Origin of the sequence: Nocardia sp. NPDC050712, assembly GCF_040654295.1 — a bacterium.
GTDB lineage: Bacteria > Actinomycetota > Actinomycetes > Mycobacteriales > Mycobacteriaceae > Nocardia.
Genome location: NZ_JBFAHT010000004.1, coordinates 1,000,468 through 1,016,996 on the forward strand (window position 1 = coordinate 1,000,468; position 16,529 = coordinate 1,016,996).

The following is a 16,529-nucleotide window of genomic DNA, read 5'->3' on the forward strand; positions in this document are numbered from 1 at the left end:
CGATCATCACCCGCCGCCGGATCGGCGCTAGGAGCTCGGGAGCCCGCCGGCGCCGCACTCCGCGCCCGGCCCGTCGGTGACGGCGATCTCGGGGCCCAGCGCGATGCCGAAGTGCGGGCGGCAACTCGCGTCGAAGGTCATGGGCTGGGCGCGGACGCTGCGGCCCGCCCAGCCGGTGCCGGGTTCGAGGCGGGCGTGGTAGGTGATCCACGGCCGGCCCTCGACGGTCAGGAAGCCGTTGTGGCCCGGCGCGATTGCGCCCGGGGCGCCGGGAAGGACCGGGCCGCCGGACTTCTTCCAGGCCGCGGGGTCCATCACGTCACCGCCGCGGGTCAGCTCGAGCAGTCCGAGCCGATAGGAGTCGTCGAAGCTGGCGTTGGCCGAGAAGGTCATGAACAGCCGGCCGTCCGGCGCGATCAGCGGTTGCGGACCCTCGTTGATCAGCAGCCCGGCGTCGTTCGGCACGGTCTCCCAGGCGTCGGCGGGCGCCGCGAGCACGACGCGCTCCCCGACCGGCGTCATCGGGTCGGCCATCCGCACCGCGCAGATCTGCTGCATCAGCTCGTTGTCCGGGTTCAAGCAGGACCAGACGTAGTAGCCGGAATCGGCATAGCGCAGGTAGGCGCCGTCGATCGCCCAGCCGCCCGGCAGCGGCACCTGCCCGAGGTACTCGTACGGACCGGTGGGGTCGGTACCGGCGGACCGTAGCGCGTACATGCGATGGGTGTCGTTGGAGTCGTTCTCCTGCGCGGCGAAATAGATCCACCAGCGGTCATCGATGCGCTGCAACTCCGGCGCCCAGATCTTGGTGCAGGCCGGACCGGGGCAGGAGCCGTGCTCCCACACCACGGTCGGCTCGGCGTCGGCGAGACCGCCCAGCGTGTCCGCGCTGCGGATCACCAGGTTGTCGTCGTTGTAGAAGTCGCCCTGCACCAGATGGAATCGGCCCTGGTCGTAGGCGATGCTGGGGTCGGCGCCCGCGGGCAGCACCGGATTGGTGAACGAGGTCTGCGCCGTGGCGAGCGGCATTCCCGCCGGGATACCGAGGCCGAGCAGAACCGCGCCGAGCAGAGCCCGCCACACCACCATGTTACCTCCAGCGAATGTCGAGCATTCAGCTTCCCCTGGCCGGTGGCGCCGGACCGGGCGCCACCGGGCACGAAACGGAAACGAAATGAGGACATTTCAGGCTGCGGCGGCGGGCCGCGCGGACTAGGCGCTCGGCGCCGCGACCAGCCCGAACTCGGCGTCGGAGGCCAGCAGCTCGTGGTGCGGCAGCACCCGGACCGTGTAGCCGACGGCCCCGGACAGCGGGACCGGGGTGTCGACCGCGAAAAACGCTATGCCCGCATCGGTTCCGGTATGCGTCATCGGGATGGTGGTGACATCGCGGAGATCGTCGGACGGCGAGACCCGCCCGAGCACGGCCTGCACCACCACATCCGAGACGGTCAGCCCGCCGAGGTCGACGCGGGCCGTCAGGGACAGCTGCGCGCCGATGATCGGCGTATCGGGCAGGCCCGCGCTGTCGACCTGGACCACCTTCACCTGCGGCCAGGCCGCCTCGACGCGCTGGCGGTACTCCGAAACCGCACGGGCCCCCGCGAATTCGCCGCCCACGGCGGTGCGATACGCCCCCGCGGCCGGGGCGTAGTACTGCACGGCGTAGTCGCGGACCATGCGCGAGGCCAGCACCTGCGGACCCAGGGTCTGCAAGGTGTGGCGCACCATCTCCACCCAGCGCACCGGCATGCCCGTCGCGTCGCGATCGTAGAACCGCGGCGCGACGGTGCGCTCGAACAGGTCGTAGAGCGCGGCCGCCTCCAGGTCGTCGCGGCGGTGCTCGTCGATGACGCCGTCGGCGGTCGGTATCGCCCAGCCGTTCTCGCCGTCGAACATCTCATCCCACCAGCCGTCGCGGATGGACAGGTTGAGCCCGCCGTTGAGCGCCGACTTCATCCCCGAGGTACCGCAGGCCTCCAGCGGGCGCAGCGGATTGTTCAGCCACACATCGCAGCCCCAGTACAGATACCGGGCCATCGACATGTCGTAGTCGGGCAGGAAGACGATGCGGTGCCGCACCTCGGCGTCGTCGGCGAACCGGACCACCTGCTGGATCAGGGATTTACCGCCGTCGTCGGCGGGATGACTCTTGCCGGCCACCACCAGCTGCATCGGGCGCTCGGGATCGAGCAGCAGCGCCCGCAGGCGTTCGGGATCACGCAGCATCAGGGTGAGCCGCTTGTAGGTGGGCACGCGGCGCGCGAACCCGACCGTCAGCACGGCTGGGTCGAAAATGCCGTCCACCCAGCCGAGTTCGGCTTCGGCGGCGCCGCGTTGCAACCAGGACGCGCGCACCCGGCGGCGCACCTCCTCGACCAGCAGGGACCGCAGGTTGTTGCGGGTGGACCACAGTTCCCCGAGGTCGGCGTCGCGCAGCCGCTCCCAGCCGCGCGCCTCCTCCACCAGGTCCTTGCCGATGTGCTCGCGGGCCTTGTCCAGCCATTCGCGGGCCGCCCAGGTCGGCGCGTGCACACCGTTGGTGACCGACCCGATCGGCACCTCCGCCGCGTCGAAGCCCGGCCACAGCGGCGCGAACATGTCGCGGCTGACCTCGCCGTGCAGGCGCGAGACACCGTTGGCGCGCTGGGCGAGGCGCAGACCCATGTGCGCCATGTTGAACACCGACGGATCGTTCTCCCGCCCGAGCGCCAGGATTCGGTCGGCGAAAAGGCCGGGCAGCATGGCGGATTCGGCTTCGCCCTGCGCGCCGCCGAAGTAGCGGCGCACCAGGTGCATCGGGAACCGGTCGATGCCGGCCGGCACCGGGGTGTGCGTGGTGAACACCGTGCCGGCCCGGACCGTGGCCAGTGCGGTCTCGAAATCCAGTCCGCCCGAGACGTATTCGCGGATCCGCTCGACACCGAGGAACCCGGCGTGGCCCTCGTTCATATGGAAGACATCGGGATCCGGCAGCCCCGCGGCGTGGGTGTAGGCGCGCACCGCGCGCACGCCGCCGATGCCGGCCAGGATCTCCTGCTTGATCCGGTGATCCTGATCGCCGCCGTAGAGCCGGTCGGTGACCGCGCGCAGCTCCGGATCGTTCTCCGCGATGTCGGAGTCCAGCAGCAGCAGCGGCACCCGACCGACCTGCGCGATCCAGACCCGGGCCCGCAGCACCCGCCGGTCCGGCATCGCCACGTGGATCAGCACCGGCGAACCGTCGGCGGTCAGCAGGCGCAGCGGCAGGCCCTGCGGATCCAGCGCCGGGTAGTGCTCGATCTGCCAGCCGTCCGCCGAGAGCGACTGCCGGAAATAGCCGGAGCGGTACAGCAGACCGACGCCGATCAGCGGCAGCCCGAGATCCGAGGCGGCCTTCAGATGATCGCCCGCCAGGATGCCCAGGCCGCCGGAGTAGTTGGGCAGCACCTCGGTGACGCCGAACTCCATGGAGAAGTAGGCGATGCCGTTGATCTGCTCGGCCAGCTGGCTCTGGAACCACAGCGGCTTGGCCAGGTACTCGCGCAGGTCCGCGGCCGCCGCGTCCACCCGGTCGGCGTACTCCGCGTCGTTGGCGAGCTCGTCGAGCCTCGCCGCGGACACCTCACCGAGCATGCGGACCGGGTCGCGCCCGACCTCGCGCCACAGCGCGGGATCGAGCGTCTCGAACAGATCCTGGGTCGGCCAATGCCAGGACCAGCGCAGGTTGGTGGACAGCTCGGCCAGGGCCGCGAGCCGCTCGGGCAGATGGGCACGGACAGTGAATCTGCGCAGCGCTTTCACCCCGCGAACCCTACCGAATCACTGCCCTGTCTTCTCGGCCAGCTCGGCGGCGTACTCGGGGCTGTACTGCGCGGCGTACTCCGCGGCTGCGGGGATCTCGGTGATCATGTCCAGCAGCACGCCGCTGGGGTCGGCGACGATGAAGTGACGCTGACCGAAGCCCTCCGAGCGGATCTCCAGTTCGGCCTTCAGCCCGCCCCGCACGACCATCCGCTCCCACTCCGCGTCGACATCGTCGACCTCGAAGTTCAGCAGCAGACCCTGGACCGGCTTGCGGTAGGCGGCGGGCACGGTGGGATGGGTGTAATCCAGCAGCGCCAGCTCATAGGACTTCCCGCCCTGCTGACGGCGCAGGCTGATGTACCAGTCGGCCTCGAACAGGATCTCGAAGCCCAGCCACTCGGTGTAGAAATCGCGGGCCTCGGCGATCTTGCCGGTGCCGAGGACGGGATAGAAGCTGCTCAGTTCCATTGCTCTGACCTTTCACGTACCGATGGTATGTGAGCTAAGCTAGTTCACGTACCATTGGTATGTCAACGGAGGATTCGAGATGGCGAGCACCCTGCGCACCGCGCAGCGCGAGGAGACCCGGCGCACGCTGCTGCGCGAGAGCCGGCGCCTGTTCGCCGCGAAAGGCTATGGCGCGGTCGGGCTCTCGGAGATCGTCAGCGCGGCGGGGGTGACCAAGGGCGCGCTGTACCACAACTTCAGCAGCAAGGCCGAGGTGTTCCGCGCCGTGCTCGAGCAGGTCCAGCACGAGGTCGGCGAGCGGGTCGCCACGGCGGCCGAGGCGGCCGCGGATCCGTGGCACCAGCTGCTCACCGGCTGCGACACTTTCCTGACCGCGTGCACCGACCCCGACATCCAGCGCATCATGCTGATCGACGGCCCCGCGGTCCTGGGCTGGCACGAATGGCGTGCCATGGACGAGGCCTCCTCCGCCCGGCACCTAGGCGAAGCGCTCGCGAGCCTGGTCGAGCTGGGCCTGCTCGCGCCGCAGCCGGTCGAGCCGCTCACCCACCTGCTCTCCGGCGCCATGAACGAGGCCGCGCTCTGGCTCGCGGCCACCGGCGATGCCGCCGCCCTGCCCGAAACCATCGCCTCCCTGCACCGCCTGCTCGACGGGATCCGCCGAAAGCCCTGACCGGGCGGCTCGCGGCGATCTTGGTCAAGCTCGGGTTCGGTCTGGCCGCGGCCGCACGCCGACCGCGCCACACCCGGTAGGTTGGTCGACGTGACCGGCCGCATCGCCATCGATGACACCGCCCCATCCATCCCCGGCGGCTACCCGGCCAAGGCCGTGGTGGGTGAGGTGTTCCCGGTGCGCGCCGTGGTGTGGCGCGAAGGCCACGACGCGGTCGCCGCCACCCTCGCGGTGCGCGGGCCGGGCTCCTCACGGATCACCCGCATCCCGATGACGCCGGACTACGAGCCCGATGTGTTCAACGCGGTCTTCGTCCCGCACCAGCCCGGCACCTGGACCTTCCGCATCGAGGGCTGGAGCGATCCGATCGCCACCTGGCGGCACGCGGTGGAGGCCAAGCTCGCCGTCGGGCAGAGCGCCGCCGACCTCGCCAACGATCTGGAACTCGGCGCGCTGCTCTTCGAGCGGGCCGCCCAGGCGGTGCCGAAGAAACAGTTCGAGCGGCTGCGGGCGGCCGCGGCCGCACTGCGCGGCGCCGAGCAACTGCCGGCCCGGGTGGCGCCCGCGTTCACCGAGGAGGTCGCCGAGATCCTGCGCCGGACGCCGTTGCGCGACATGGTGACCCGCGGGCCGCAGCACACCGTGCAGGTCGACCGGCACCGGGCGCTGTTCGGTTCCTGGTACGAATTCTTCCCCCGGTCCACCGGCGGGCAGGACGCCAACGGCATCCCGGTGCACGGCACCTTCGCGACCGCGACCAAGGAGCTGCCGCGGATCGCCGCCATGGGATTCGACGTGGTCTACCTGCCGCCGATCCATCCGATCGGCGAGGTGAACCGCAAGGGGCGCAACAACTCCCTGATCGCCGAGCCCGGCGACGTGGGCTCGCCGTGGGCGATCGGCTCGGACGCGGGCGGGCACGACGCCATCCATCCGGCGCTGGGCACCGAGGCCGACTTCGCCGAGTTCGTCACCGCCGCACACCAATCGGGCCTCGAGATCGCCCTGGACCTGGCCCTGCAGTGCGCGCCGGACCATCCCTGGGTGGCGGCGCACCCGGAGTGGTTCACCACGCTGCCCGACGGCACTATCGCCTTCGCCGAGAACCCGCCCAAGAAGTACCAGGACATCTACCCCGTCAACTTCGACAACGATCCCGACGGCCTCTACGCCGAGGTGCTGCGCGTGGTGCGGCACTGGATCGCGCTGGGCGTCAAGATCTTCCGGGTCGACAACCCGCACACCAAACCCGCCGACTTCTGGGAGTGGCTGATCGCCGGGGTGCGCCGCAGCGACCCCGACGTGCTGTTCCTGTCCGAGGCGTTCACCCGCCCGGCCCGCCTCTACGGCCTGGCCCGGCGCGGATTCACCCAGTCCTACACGTATTTCACCTGGCGCGTGCACAAGCAGGAGCTCGCCGAATTCGGCTACGAGCTCGCCGCCAAGGCCGACGAGGCCAGGCCGAACCTGTTCGTCAACACCCCCGACATCCTGCACGAGAGCCTGCAGCAGGGCGGCCCGGGAATGTTCGCCATCCGCGCCGCGCTGGCCGCCACCCTCGCACCGACCTGGGGCGTCTACTCCGGCTTCGAACTCTTCGAGCACCAGGCGGTGCGCCCGGGCAGCGAGGAATACCTGGACTCGGAGAAGTACGAGCTGCGGCCGCGCCCGTTCGCCGAGGCCCTGGCCCGCGGGGAATCCCTGGAGCCGTGGATCACCCGGCTCAACGAGATCCGCCGCAACCACCCCGCACTGCAGCAGCTGCGCTGCATCCACTTCCACCAGATCGACAACGACGCGCTGCTCGCCTTCTCCAAGATCGATCCCAGCAGCGGCGACGCGGTACTCGTGGTGATCAACCTCAATCCCTATGGGGCCGAACAGGGTTTCCTGTCGCTGGACCTGCCGGCCATCGGCCGGGAATGGCACGACCACCCGGTGGTGACCGACGAGATCACCGGCGAGGAATACCACTGGGCGCAGAGCAACTACATCCGCCTGGATCCCGCGAAGGCGGTGGCCCACATCGTCAACCTGCCGCCGGTCCCGCAGCGGGCCCGCACCGAGCTGGCCTACCGCAGGACGCTGCGATGACCACCAGCCGCCGGGACCTGCTGTTACTGGCGGCGGGCACGCATGCCGACCCGCACACGGTACTGGGCGCGCATCCCCACCCCGACGGCACGATCGTGCGCGTGCTGCGCCCGCACGCCGAGACGGTCGCCGCCCGGGTCGGCGGGGTGGACCATCCACTGAAATCCCTGGGGCACGGCGCTTTCGCGGCGGTACTGCCCTATCCGGCGCTCGACGACTACCGGATCCTGGCCGCCTACCCGGGCGGGCAGACCATCCTGGGCGCCGACGGCTATCACTTCCTGCCCACCGTGGGCGAGCTCGACCTGCACCTGATCGGCGAGGGCCGCCACGAACGGCTCTGGGACGTGCTCGGCGCGCACCCGCGCCACTACACCACCCTCGACGGCGCGGTGACCGGCACCTCGTTCGCGGTGTGGGCGCCGAATGCCCGGGGCGTCACCGTCTTCGGCGACTTCGACAGCTGGGGCGGGCAGACCGCACCGATGCGCGCGCTCGGCACCTCCGGTGTCTGGGAGGTCTTCGTGCCCGGCGTCGAGGTGGGCACGAAGTACAAGTACCGCGTGCACGGCGCCGACGGCCGCACAGTCGACCACGCCGACCCGATGGCCTTCGCCACGGAGTTACCGCCCGCCACCGCCTCGGTGGTCACCGCGTCGAATTTCGCCTGGCAGGACCAGGATTGGCTCGGGCAGCGCGCCGCGGCCGACCCCACCCGCGCGCCGATGAGCGTCTACGAGGTGCATCTCGGCTCTTGGCGAGCGGGCCTGGGGTATCGCGAAATCGCCGACCAGCTCGTCGAATACGTGCGCGAGATGGGCTACACCCACGTCGAACTGCTCCCGGTCGCCGAGCATCCCTTCGGCGGCTCCTGGGGCTACCAGGTCACCTCCTATTACGCGCCCACCGCACGCTTCGGCTCCCCCGACGACTTCCGCGTCTTCGTCGACCGGATGCACGCCGCGGGCATCGGCGTACTGCTGGACTGGGTGCCCGCGCACTTCCCGCGCGACGAATGGGCACTGGCCCGCTTCGACGGCACCCCGCTCTACGAGCACCCCGACCCCCGCCGCGGCGAGCAGCTCGACTGGGGCACCTACGTTTTCGACTTCGGCCGCAACGAGGTCCGCAACTTCCTGGTCGCCAACGCCCGCTACTGGATCGAGGAGTTCCACATCGACGGCCTGCGCGTCGATGCCGTCGCCTCCATGCTCTACCTGGATTACTCCCGCCCGCACGGTGATTGGGAGCCCAACATCCACGGCGGCCGGGAGAACCTGGAGGCCGTCGACTTCCTGCAGCAGCTCAACGACATCGTGCACCGCCATCACCCGGGCGTCGTCACCATCGCCGAGGAATCCACCACCTGGCCCGGCGTCACCCGCGGCACCGACGTCGACGGCCTCGGGTTCACCATGAAATGGAACATGGGCTGGATGCACGACACCCTGGGCTACCTGGGCCGCGACCCGATCCACCGGGCCTGGCACCACAACGAGCTCACCTTCTCGCTGACCTACGCCTGGAGCGAGAACTACGTCCTGCCGATCAGCCACGACGAGGTCGTGCACGGCAAGGGCACCCTGTGGACCCGCATGCCGGGTGACGACTTCGCCAAAGCCGGCGGCGTGCGCGCGCTGCTGGCCTACATGTGGGCGCACCCGGGCAAGCAACTGCTGTTCATGGGCCAGGACTTCGGCCAGTTCCGCGAGTGGTCACACGACCGCGGACTGGACTGGCAGGAGCTGGAGAACCCGCTGCACCAGGGCATCGCGAACACCGTCCGGGCGCTGAACCGGATCTACCGCGCGCATCCGGCGCTGTGGACCCAGGACACCACCCCCGGCGGCTACTCCTGGATCGAAGCCGACGACCGCGACCGCAACGTCTTCGCGTTCCTGCGCCACGGCTCCGACGGGTCCGTCGTCGCGTGCGTCTACAACTTCTCCGGCGCCGAGCACACCGGCTACCGGCTCGGACTGCCGGTGGCCGGTGCCTGGACCGAGATTCTCAACACCGATGCCGCCGACTACGGCGGCTCGGGCCTGGGCAACCTCGGCGCGGTGCGCACCGAGGCCACCCCCTGGCACGGACGGCCGCACTCCGCGACCGTCACCCTGGCTCCGAACAGCGCGATCTGGCTGGCCGGGCCCTGACTCAGTACAGCGCGGTGGCGAGCTTGCGCCGGGCCGCGACCACGAAGGGCTCGGCCGCGTCGAACAGTTCGAACAGTTCGAGCAGGCGGGTGCGGGCCGTGGTGCGCTCGTCGCCGGCGGTGCGCTTGATCAGCGCGATCAGGCGATCGAAGGAAGCCTCGGGACGCTGGTTCAGCATCTCGACATCGGCGGCGTTCAGGGCGGCCTCGACATCGGCCGGGTCCGCGTCGGCGGTGGCGATGACCCAATCCGGGATGGACTGGGCGCGCGCCAGGAAACGGAGCTGGCGCAGGGCCGCCTTGGCTTCCTCGTTGGCCGGTTCGGCGGCGATGATCGCCTCGTAGGCGGCCTCGGCGCCCGCCAGATCACCGCGCTCGAGGGCTTCCTCGGCGGCGGTGAAGCGCGGATCCTCCGGCTCGGGCTGGGCCTGCTCCTCCTCGGCGCCGGGCAGCTTGCCCGCCACCGCGTCGATGACCGCGTTCAGCCACTGCCGCACCTGCGGCTCGGGCTGGGCGCCTTCGAAATCGGCGAGCGGACGACCGCCGGCGATCGCCACCACCGTCGGAATGCCCTGCACCTGCAGGGCCTGCGCGATGCGCATATTGGTCTCGGCCTCGACGGTGGCCAGCGCCCAGGTGCCGCCGTCCGCCACGACCAGGCGTTCCAGCGTGCGGACCAGCTCGACGCTGCCCGGGCTGCGCTGCGAGTACAGCGCGACCACCACCGGCACCTCGGCGGACCGGCGCAGCACCTTCGTTTCGAAATCCGTCTCCCCGACCGCGTAGTCGCCGCCGGGCGCACTCGGCGCACCGGCCGCGCCCGCGGGCGGCTGCTTCAGGCTGGACAGATCCACCGCACCGGACATAGCGGCGGCAACGGCGGGCGAAGGACGGCGTGGGGCAGGTCGATTCACGGTTTCCAGTTTGTCACGAGGTGGCGGCGGCGGCTTCCTTGGCCACCGCACCCGGCTCGCTCAGCTCACCCAGCTGCCCGGTGCGCTGCGCCCAGACCTCGAAAATCACGGTGAACAGCGGCGGAATGCTGGAGGCCAGGGCCAGCAGCGTGGTCTTCCAGTTCCACTTCAGCTCCCGGGCCGCCAGCAGCGCCGTCAGCAGGAACAGCACGAAGATGATGCCGTGCACCGGACCGAAGATCTTCACCCCGATCTCGTTGCCGGGATCGGGGATGTACTTGAACGCCATGCCCGTCAGCAGACCAACCCAGGAAATCGCCTCGAGCACGGCCACGAACCGGAAACGCTTCGCGACGGTGCTCAGGTCGAAGAAATTGCCCATGGCCCACATTCTGCCGTATGCACTACGACAAGTCGTAGTTGGCCGCATCACACCCGAGGGGCGTCAGACCACCTTGATGAGCAGGGCGTCGCCCTGACCACCGCCGCCGCACAGGGCCGCCGCACCGACGCCGCCGCCGCGGCGCTTGAGCTCCAGCGCCAGGTGCAGCACGATGCGGGCGCCGGACATACCCAGCGGGTGGCCGATGGCGATCGCGCCGCCGTTGACATTGACCTTCTCCGGATCGATGCCCAGCTTGCGGGTCGAGGCGATGCCGACCGCCGCGAAGGCCTCGTTGATCTCCACCAGGTCCAGATCGGCGGGCGCGATGCCCGCGCGCTCGCACGCCTTGGCGATGGCGTTGGCCGGCTGGTCCTGCAGGCTGGAATCCGGACCGGCCACCACGCCGGCCTTGCCGATCTCGGCGATCCAGCTCAGGCCCAGCTCCTCGGCCTTCGCCTTGCTCATCACGACCACCGCGGCCGCGCCGTCGGAGATCTGCGAGGCGGTGCCGGCGGTGATGGTGCCGTCCTTGCGGAACGCGGGGCGCAGCTTGCCCAGCGACTCCACGGTGGTGTCGGCGCGGATGCCCTCGTCGGCGCTGACCACGACCGGGTCGCCCTTGCGCTGCGGCACCGAGACCGGCACCACCTCGTCGTCGAACACACCGTTCTTCCAGGCCGCCGCCGCCCGCTGGTGCGAGGCGGCCGCGAACGCGTCCTGTTCGGCGCGGCTCACGGTGTCGGTGTCGTTGCGGGTCTCGGTGAGCGCGCCCATCGCCTGGTCGGTGAAGATGTCGTGCAGGCCGTCGTAGGCCATGTGGTCCCGCAGGGTCACGTCGCCGTACTTGAAGCCCTCGCGCGACTTCTCCAGCAGATGCGGGGCCTGGCTCATGGACTCCTGGCCGCCCGCGACCACGATGTCGTACTCACCGGCGCGAATCAGCTGGTCCGCGAGCGCGATCGCGTTGATGCCGGACAGGCACACCTTGTTCAGGCTCAGCGCCGGGACGTCCATCGGGATACCGGCGGCCGCGGCGGCCTGCCGGGCCGGGATCTGGCCCGCGCCCGCGGTGAGCACCTGGCCCATGATCACGTAGTCGACCTGCTCGGGCGCCACCCCGCCGCGCTCCAGCGCCGCCTTGATGGCGAAGCCGCCGAGGTCGGACCCGGTGAAGCCCTTGAGGCCGCCGAGCAGGCGGCCGACGGGGGTACGCGCACCGGAGACGATGACGGTTGTGGTCACGACGAGACCTCGCTGTTCTCTGCTGGGGGATCTACTCCACGGTAACCGGTACAGCTGCCCCACAGGCACGCAGGGCAAGCTACGTTCGAGTGGTGAGCAACGCTTCGAATCAAGAGGGTTTCATCCCGGGGGACTACGTCATCGCGATCGACCACGTCGGCATCGCGGTGCCGGACCTGGATGTCGCCATCGCCTGGTACGCCGAGAACCTCGGCATGATCGAGACACATCGCGAGGTCAACGAGGCGCAGGGCGTGCACGAGGCCATGCTGTCGCTGCCGGGTGCGGCGGACAACGCGACTGCCATCCAGTTGCTGGCTCCGATCAACGCCGAGTCGACAATCGCCAAGTTCATCGACCGAAGTGGCCCCGGCCTGCAACAACTGGCCTATCGGGTGACCGATATCGACGCCGTATCTACCTATTTACGTGATCGGGGTCTGCGTTTGCTGTACGACGCCCCCCGGCACGGAACGGCCGATTCCCGCATCAATTTCATCCACCCCAAGGATGCTGGCGGTGTGCTGATCGAGCTGGTCGAGCCGAACCCGAATCTTACTCACTAGTACCAAGATCGGACCGGGAAACTTCTTCGGAATCACATTCGCGGTCGAGTCACCATGACGTTCGATGAGGCTGTAGTTTGTGTGCCATGTCGTCACCTGAGTCCGATCGCAATCGCTTCGTTGCACTGCCCTTCACCGTTGTGCGCAAGGGTTATGCGCAAGACGAGGTACGCAACTACTTCGACCGCTTCGACGCTGAGCTAAGGGTCACCGCTACCGACCGGGATGCCGCCGCGGCGCAGGCCCGCAACCTCGCGAGCCAGCTGGAGGACGCGCGGGACGAAATCGACGAACTCCGAAAGGAGGTCGATCGGCTTTCCGTTCCGCCGACCACCGCGGAGGGCATGTCCGACCGTATCTCGCGCATGCTGCGCCTGGCCTCCGACGAGGCCTCCGAGGTCCGCGCCCTGGCGCAGGCCGAGGCGGCCGAGATGGTGTCCATCGCCGAGCAGCAGGCGACCGAGATGCGCGGTAAGTACGAGTCCCTGCTCGGGGAGACGAAGGAGAAGCGCGAGGCGCTCGAGATCGAGTTCGAGCAGACCCTCGCGAACGCGCGTACCGAGTCCGCCAAGATCATCGAGGCCGCCCAGGCCGAGGCCGACCGCATCGGCAAGGAAGCCGACGCCAAGCGCAAGGCCACCCAGCAGGACTTCGAAGTCACCATGGCCGAGCGTCGCACCAAGCTCACCCGCGCCATGGAGGAGCTCGAGGCCACCAGCCGCGCCGAGGCCGCCCAGCGGATCAAGGACGCGACCGACGAGGCCAACCGTCTCATCACCTCGGCCACCCAGACCTCCGAGCGCAAGATCGCGCACGCCAAGGAACTGGCCGAGGAGATGCGCGTGCTGCGCGGCCGGGTTCTGGCCCAGCTGCTCGGCATTCGCGGCCAGCTCGATTCGGTGCCGGCCATGCTCGCGGCCGTCAACCGGGAAAGCGAACTGCTGGACGGCATCCCGGATCAGCGCAAGTCGATCGGCGGCGGCAACAAGCAGGTCTCCGGTTCGCGCACCAAGGCCATCCCCGAGGTCGCGTCCGAGGACGAGGACATCGACGCCGACGAGCGTGAGAACGCCGACATCGCCTGACCTTCCGAACCACCAGGCGACGACGCACGTGGGCGATGACACGGGGCTACAGCCGAAGCCGTAGCCCTACAACACAATTCACATGAAGGCCGCTCCCGCGAGGGGGCGGCCTTCCTAATTTCCGGAGGGTGGGACGTGAGTGTTTCACTGTCACATACGTCCCGAAACCGACCCAGGTGTATGTGGCGTATGGGGCCTACGGTATATCTAGATGACAGAAGGCCCTTGCTCGTTCGCTAGATGCGCCTGATGAACACAGCCCGCCGCACGTCGACGGTCAAGACCACCGTCTCGTGATGCGGCGGGTTTGGCGTCCATTCCAGCAGCCGCGGTGCCAGTGCCTACGATCGTCTTCCCCGCCATGGGACGGCCAAGCCACGATATGGGCTACGCCAGGGACGATTTCGTGGTCACAGCCGGGACAGCGGTAGGTCTTGGTAGCGCGGCTGCCGGGAATGGTGCGCACCACATAGGTCTCGCCGTCGGGCCCCTCGACGGACCGGCCGAGTTCGAATCCCGCCGGAAAATCCGCACCGAGCGCATCAGCACCGGGCTTGGTGTTGCGGCTCTGCGCGCGCGGTTTCCGACGAGGCATAGCTCCAGCCTAAATCCTCGCCCGGTAGCGCAAACCTTCGGCTACAGGCGACGCTGCGGGCCGCCGGAGTCGCGCCCCGCCTTCGCCTCAGAACAAACGGAATTCGGTGCTGTCCGTGCCACGGAGGGCGTTGTAATCGAGCGTCAGGCAGCGGATTCCACGGTCCTCGGCCAGGGTTTTGGCCTGCGGCTTGATCTGCTGGGCCGCGAAGACGCCGGTGACCGGGGCCAGCAGTGGATCCCGATTGAGCAGTTCCAGGTAGCGGGTGAGCTGTTCGACGCCGTCGATCTCGCCGCGGCGCTTGATCTCCACCGCGACCGTCGCGCCGTCGGCATTGCGGCACAGGATGTCCACCGGGCCGATCGCCGTCATGTACTCGCGCCGGATCAGCGAGTAGCCGGCGCCGAGGGTCTCGATGTGCTCGGCCAGCAAAGCCTGAAGATGGGCCTCCACACCGTCTTTCACCAGACCCGGGTCGACGCCCAGCTCGTGCGCGGAGTCGTGCTCGATCTGCTCGACGGTGATCCGCAGCTCCTCGCCGGCCTTGTTGGTCACCACCCAGAGCGCCTTCGCCCCCTCGGGCGCGTCCCCGTCGCGCTCCTCCAGCCAGCACGGCGGGCTCATCCAGTTCAGCGGCTTGTACGAGCCGCCGTCGGAATGCACCAGCACCGAACCGTCGTTCTTGATCATCAGCAGCCGCTTGGCCATCGGCAGATGAGCAGTCAGCCGACCGACGTAATCAACCTGGCAACGAGCAATCACAAGGCGCACCGGTCGAGTTTAGGCCCTGGCCGCCCGCCCCCTCGACGCACCCGGTGCTCGCCGCGGGCCACGTCGGAAAATCCCTGGCAAGCGGGTACGGGCAGGACATACGCTGCTGCGATGACCAGCGGATCCCTGTTCTGCAGTACCGAACTCGCCGCGCGCATCGAGCGTGCCGAGACCGATCTGATCAGCACCGGCAGTGCCCGGGCGTCGGAACGGCTGGGCGGGGCCGGGTTCACCATCCCGCTCGCCGGCGGTGTCGCCGCCTGTGTGGAGCCGGGTTCACCGCTGAACAAGGTGGCCGGGCTCGGCTTCGACGGTGTGCCGAGCACGGCCGAACTCGGCGACCTCGAAAAGCGCTATGCGGCAGCGGCTACGCCGGTCCAGGTCGAACTCGCCCACCTCGCCGATCCGAGCTTGGCCGAACTGCTCACCGAGCGCGGCTATCGGCTCGTCAACTTCGAGAACGTCCTCGGTCTGTCGCTGTCCGCGGGCATCGACGCGGTCACACCGGCCGGTGTCGAGGTCCGCCCGAGCGACGACGCCGAGTTCGACCTGTGGCTCGATCTCGTCGCCGACGGTTTCGCCCACCCCGACACCCAGGGCGTCGCCTCGCACGAGGAATTCCCGCGCGACATCATCGCCACCGCCATGCGCGACCTCACCGCCGCCGGTGGCGTCCAGCGCTACGTGGCCACCCGCGACGGCCAGGTGGCCGGCGGCGCCAGCCTGCGCCTGAGCGACGGGATCGCCCAACTCACCGGTGCGGCAACAGCTCCCGCCCACCGCCGCCACGGCGTCCAATCCGCCCTGCTCTCGGCCCGCCTCGCGATCGCCGTCGACGCCGGCTGTGACATCGCCGTCATCACCACCCAGCCGGGCTCCAAATCCCAGCAGAACGCCCAGCGCCGCGGCTTCGCCCTCCTCTACACCCGCGCCATCCTGGTGCTGGGTTAGACAGCGAGAACTTCGACCAGTTCTTCGAGTCCGACGAAGTCGTCAGGGTTGCGGGTGTAGAGACGCGCCGAATGAGCATGTGCCGTCGCGGCGATGATGAGATCCAAAGTGCGCGCACGAGGCTGCCGCCCAATCCGTACAACCGCCGCGGCCAGCTCGCCATAGCTGGCCGCCACGGCATCGTCTACTGGCAGAGCATCAAACCGACGCTGTAGCACGGCCAGGCGCCTGAGTCGCTCTGCCCGAACCGCCTCGGACATCGCGACGAGGACACCGAAATGGAGTTCTGCCACTGTGGCGGCACTGATCGTCACAAGGCCGGGGATCGGCGTGATGCCCTGGGCGACAACCACGCTGGTGTCCAGTACCGCCCGGCCCTCGTCGGCTACGTCGTCCATGGATCGCGCAGACTATGGTCGATGCGATCGCGGTCAGTTTCCCAGTCAAGATCCGCCTTGCCGGACCAAAGATCGGCGACCTCGTCGAAACGCCGCCAGGACTTGGGTGCGGCAATAGGAACAAGCCGCGCGCTGGGCCGGCCAGCGACCGTGATCGTCACTTCTTCACCGGCTTCCGCACGGCGGACCAGCTCAGAAGCCTGCTGGCGCAGTTCTCGTAAACCGACTGTGTCCATGGAACTATGGTAGCACTTGTGCTACAGCGGTTTTCCGCTCAATGCGAACTACTCGGAAGCCCGATGGGGCACAACGCAAAAAGGCCCTCCAACCGAAGTTGGAGGGCCTCTCGCAAAGGATGTTCCGGCGGTGTCCTACTCTCCCACACCCTGTCGAGTGCAGTACCATCGGCGCAGGTGGCCTTAGCTTCCGGGTTCGGAATGGGACCG

At 69.0% G+C, this 16,529-nt stretch carries 16 protein-coding genes and 1 rRNA gene; 6 read left to right on the plus strand and 11 right to left on the minus strand.

The annotated features are described in order from the left end of the window. Window positions 1-27 precede the first annotated feature (27 nt). The 3 genes from AB0H76_RS32680 to AB0H76_RS32690 all read right to left on the minus strand — a co-directional run bounded on the left by AB0H76_RS32680 (window position 28) and on the right by AB0H76_RS32690 (window position 4,254). Window positions 28-1,089, minus strand: coding sequence for a glycoside hydrolase family 43 protein (locus AB0H76_RS32680; RefSeq protein WP_357330886.1), 1,062 nt, complete (start codon window positions 1,087-1,089; stop codon window positions 28-30). Window positions 1,090-1,212: 123 nt separating this feature from the next. Beyond that, window positions 1,213-3,783 (minus strand): alpha-glucan family phosphorylase, encoded by a 2,571-nt coding sequence (gene glgP / locus AB0H76_RS32685; protein WP_357330887.1) that lies wholly within the window; start codon window positions 3,781-3,783, stop codon window positions 1,213-1,215. 18 nt (window positions 3,784-3,801) lie between these two features. Continuing rightward, entirely contained in the window at window positions 3,802-4,254 is a 453-nt protein-coding gene (locus tag AB0H76_RS32690; protein ID WP_357330888.1) for a VOC family protein, read from the minus strand. Between the two features lie 79 nt (window positions 4,255-4,333). On the opposite strand from AB0H76_RS32690, the gene AB0H76_RS32695 reads away from it, so the two are divergent. The 3 genes from AB0H76_RS32695 (at window position 4,334) to glgB (ending at window position 9,177) form a co-directional block, all read left to right on the plus strand. Continuing rightward, window positions 4,334-4,927 carry a TetR/AcrR family transcriptional regulator gene (locus AB0H76_RS32695; RefSeq protein ID WP_357330889.1) on the plus strand — a complete coding sequence of 198 codons (594 nt, stop codon included), beginning with the start codon at window positions 4,334-4,336 and terminating at the stop codon, window positions 4,925-4,927. 90 nt (window positions 4,928-5,017) lie between these two features. Then, window positions 5,018-7,021 carry a maltotransferase domain-containing protein gene (locus AB0H76_RS32700; protein ID WP_357330890.1) on the plus strand — a complete coding sequence of 668 codons (2,004 nt, stop codon included), beginning with the start codon at window positions 5,018-5,020 and terminating at the stop codon, window positions 7,019-7,021. Then, entirely contained in the window at window positions 7,018-9,177 is a 2,160-nt protein-coding gene (gene glgB / locus AB0H76_RS32705; protein ID WP_357330891.1) for a 1,4-alpha-glucan branching protein GlgB, read from the plus strand. Before AB0H76_RS32700 ends, glgB begins: the two co-directional genes overlap by 4 nt. Before the next feature lies 1 nt (window position 9,178). Here glgB and AB0H76_RS32710 read toward each other — a convergent pair whose 3' ends face one another. The 3 genes from AB0H76_RS32710 to AB0H76_RS32720 form a co-directional block, all read right to left on the minus strand. Continuing rightward, window positions 9,179-10,042: a tetratricopeptide repeat protein gene (locus AB0H76_RS32710; RefSeq protein WP_357330940.1), complete on the minus strand. Its 864-nt coding sequence runs from the start codon at window positions 10,040-10,042 to the stop codon at window positions 9,179-9,181. Window positions 10,043-10,103: 61 nt separating this feature from the next. Then, on the minus strand, window positions 10,104-10,472 hold the full coding sequence (locus AB0H76_RS32715; RefSeq protein ID WP_357330892.1) for a DUF3817 domain-containing protein: 369 nt from the start codon (window positions 10,470-10,472) through the stop codon (window positions 10,104-10,106). A gap of 63 nt (window positions 10,473-10,535) precedes the next feature. Then, entirely contained in the window at window positions 10,536-11,717 is a 1,182-nt protein-coding gene (locus tag AB0H76_RS32720) for an acetyl-CoA C-acetyltransferase (protein ID WP_357330893.1), read from the minus strand. 92 nt (window positions 11,718-11,809) lie between these two features. Here AB0H76_RS32720 and mce point away from each other — a divergent pair, with 92 nt between their 5' ends. Both mce and AB0H76_RS32730 read left to right on the plus strand, forming a co-directional pair. Further along, window positions 11,810-12,283: a methylmalonyl-CoA epimerase gene (mce, locus tag AB0H76_RS32725; RefSeq protein ID WP_357330894.1), complete on the plus strand. Its 474-nt coding sequence runs from the start codon at window positions 11,810-11,812 to the stop codon at window positions 12,281-12,283. Between the two features lie 86 nt (window positions 12,284-12,369). Continuing rightward, window positions 12,370-13,368 (plus strand): hypothetical protein, encoded by a 999-nt coding sequence (locus tag AB0H76_RS32730; protein ID WP_357330895.1) that lies wholly within the window; start codon window positions 12,370-12,372, stop codon window positions 13,366-13,368. Window positions 13,369-13,645: 277 nt separating this feature from the next. On the opposite strand, the gene AB0H76_RS32735 is transcribed toward AB0H76_RS32730, so the two are convergent. Together AB0H76_RS32735 and nucS are read right to left on the minus strand one after the other, a co-directional pair. Beyond that, window positions 13,646-13,963: an ATP/GTP-binding protein gene (locus tag AB0H76_RS32735; protein WP_357330896.1), complete on the minus strand. Its 318-nt coding sequence runs from the start codon at window positions 13,961-13,963 to the stop codon at window positions 13,646-13,648. Between the two features lie 87 nt (window positions 13,964-14,050). Then, entirely contained in the window at window positions 14,051-14,734 is a 684-nt protein-coding gene (gene nucS, locus AB0H76_RS32740) for an endonuclease NucS (RefSeq protein ID WP_357330897.1), read from the minus strand. A gap of 126 nt (window positions 14,735-14,860) precedes the next feature. On the opposite strand from nucS, the gene AB0H76_RS32745 reads away from it, so the two are divergent. After that, window positions 14,861-15,685, plus strand: a complete 825-nt coding sequence (locus tag AB0H76_RS32745; protein WP_357330941.1) for a GNAT family N-acetyltransferase — start codon at window positions 14,861-14,863, stop codon at window positions 15,683-15,685. Here the strand turns inward: AB0H76_RS32745 and AB0H76_RS32750 are convergent. The 3 genes from AB0H76_RS32750 to rrf all read right to left on the minus strand — a co-directional run. Continuing rightward, window positions 15,682-16,083 (minus strand): type II toxin-antitoxin system VapC family toxin, encoded by a 402-nt coding sequence (locus AB0H76_RS32750; protein WP_357330898.1) that lies wholly within the window; start codon window positions 16,081-16,083, stop codon window positions 15,682-15,684. The two genes, AB0H76_RS32745 and AB0H76_RS32750, sit on opposite strands and share 4 nt — an antisense overlap. Further along, complete coding sequence (locus AB0H76_RS32755; protein WP_357330899.1) at window positions 16,071-16,319, minus strand: type II toxin-antitoxin system prevent-host-death family antitoxin; 249 nt, start codon at window positions 16,317-16,319, stop codon at window positions 16,071-16,073. Before AB0H76_RS32755 ends, AB0H76_RS32750 begins: the two co-directional genes overlap by 13 nt. Before the next feature lie 122 nt (window positions 16,320-16,441). Continuing rightward, a 5S ribosomal RNA gene (gene rrf / locus AB0H76_RS32760) occupies window positions 16,442-16,529 on the minus strand; the annotation flags it as partial.

Coding starts and splice junctions, on each gene's coding strand:
- AB0H76_RS32680 (WP_357330886.1), bottom strand. CDS start 1,089: ATGGTGGTGTGGCGGGCTCTGCTCGGCGCGGTTCTGCTCGGCCTCGGT.
- AB0H76_RS32690 (WP_357330888.1), bottom strand. CDS start 4,254: ATGGAACTGAGCAGCTTCTATCCCGTCCTCGGCACCGGCAAGATCGCC.
- AB0H76_RS32695 (WP_357330889.1), top strand. CDS start 4,334: ATGGCGAGCACCCTGCGCACCGCGCAGCGCGAGGAGACCCGGCGCACG.
- glgB (WP_357330891.1), top strand. CDS start 7,018: ATGACCACCAGCCGCCGGGACCTGCTGTTACTGGCGGCGGGCACGCAT.
- AB0H76_RS32710 (WP_357330940.1), bottom strand. CDS start 10,042: ATGTCCGGTGCGGTGGATCTGTCCAGCCTGAAGCAGCCGCCCGCGGGC.
- AB0H76_RS32715 (WP_357330892.1), bottom strand. CDS start 10,472: ATGGGCAATTTCTTCGACCTGAGCACCGTCGCGAAGCGTTTCCGGTTC.
- AB0H76_RS32730 (WP_357330895.1), top strand. CDS start 12,370: ATGTCGTCACCTGAGTCCGATCGCAATCGCTTCGTTGCACTGCCCTTC.
- AB0H76_RS32735 (WP_357330896.1), bottom strand. CDS start 13,963: ATGCCTCGTCGGAAACCGCGCGCGCAGAGCCGCAACACCAAGCCCGGT.
- AB0H76_RS32750 (WP_357330898.1), bottom strand. CDS start 16,083: ATGGACGACGTAGCCGACGAGGGCCGGGCGGTACTGGACACCAGCGTG.
- AB0H76_RS32755 (WP_357330899.1), bottom strand. CDS start 16,319: ATGGACACAGTCGGTTTACGAGAACTGCGCCAGCAGGCTTCTGAGCTG.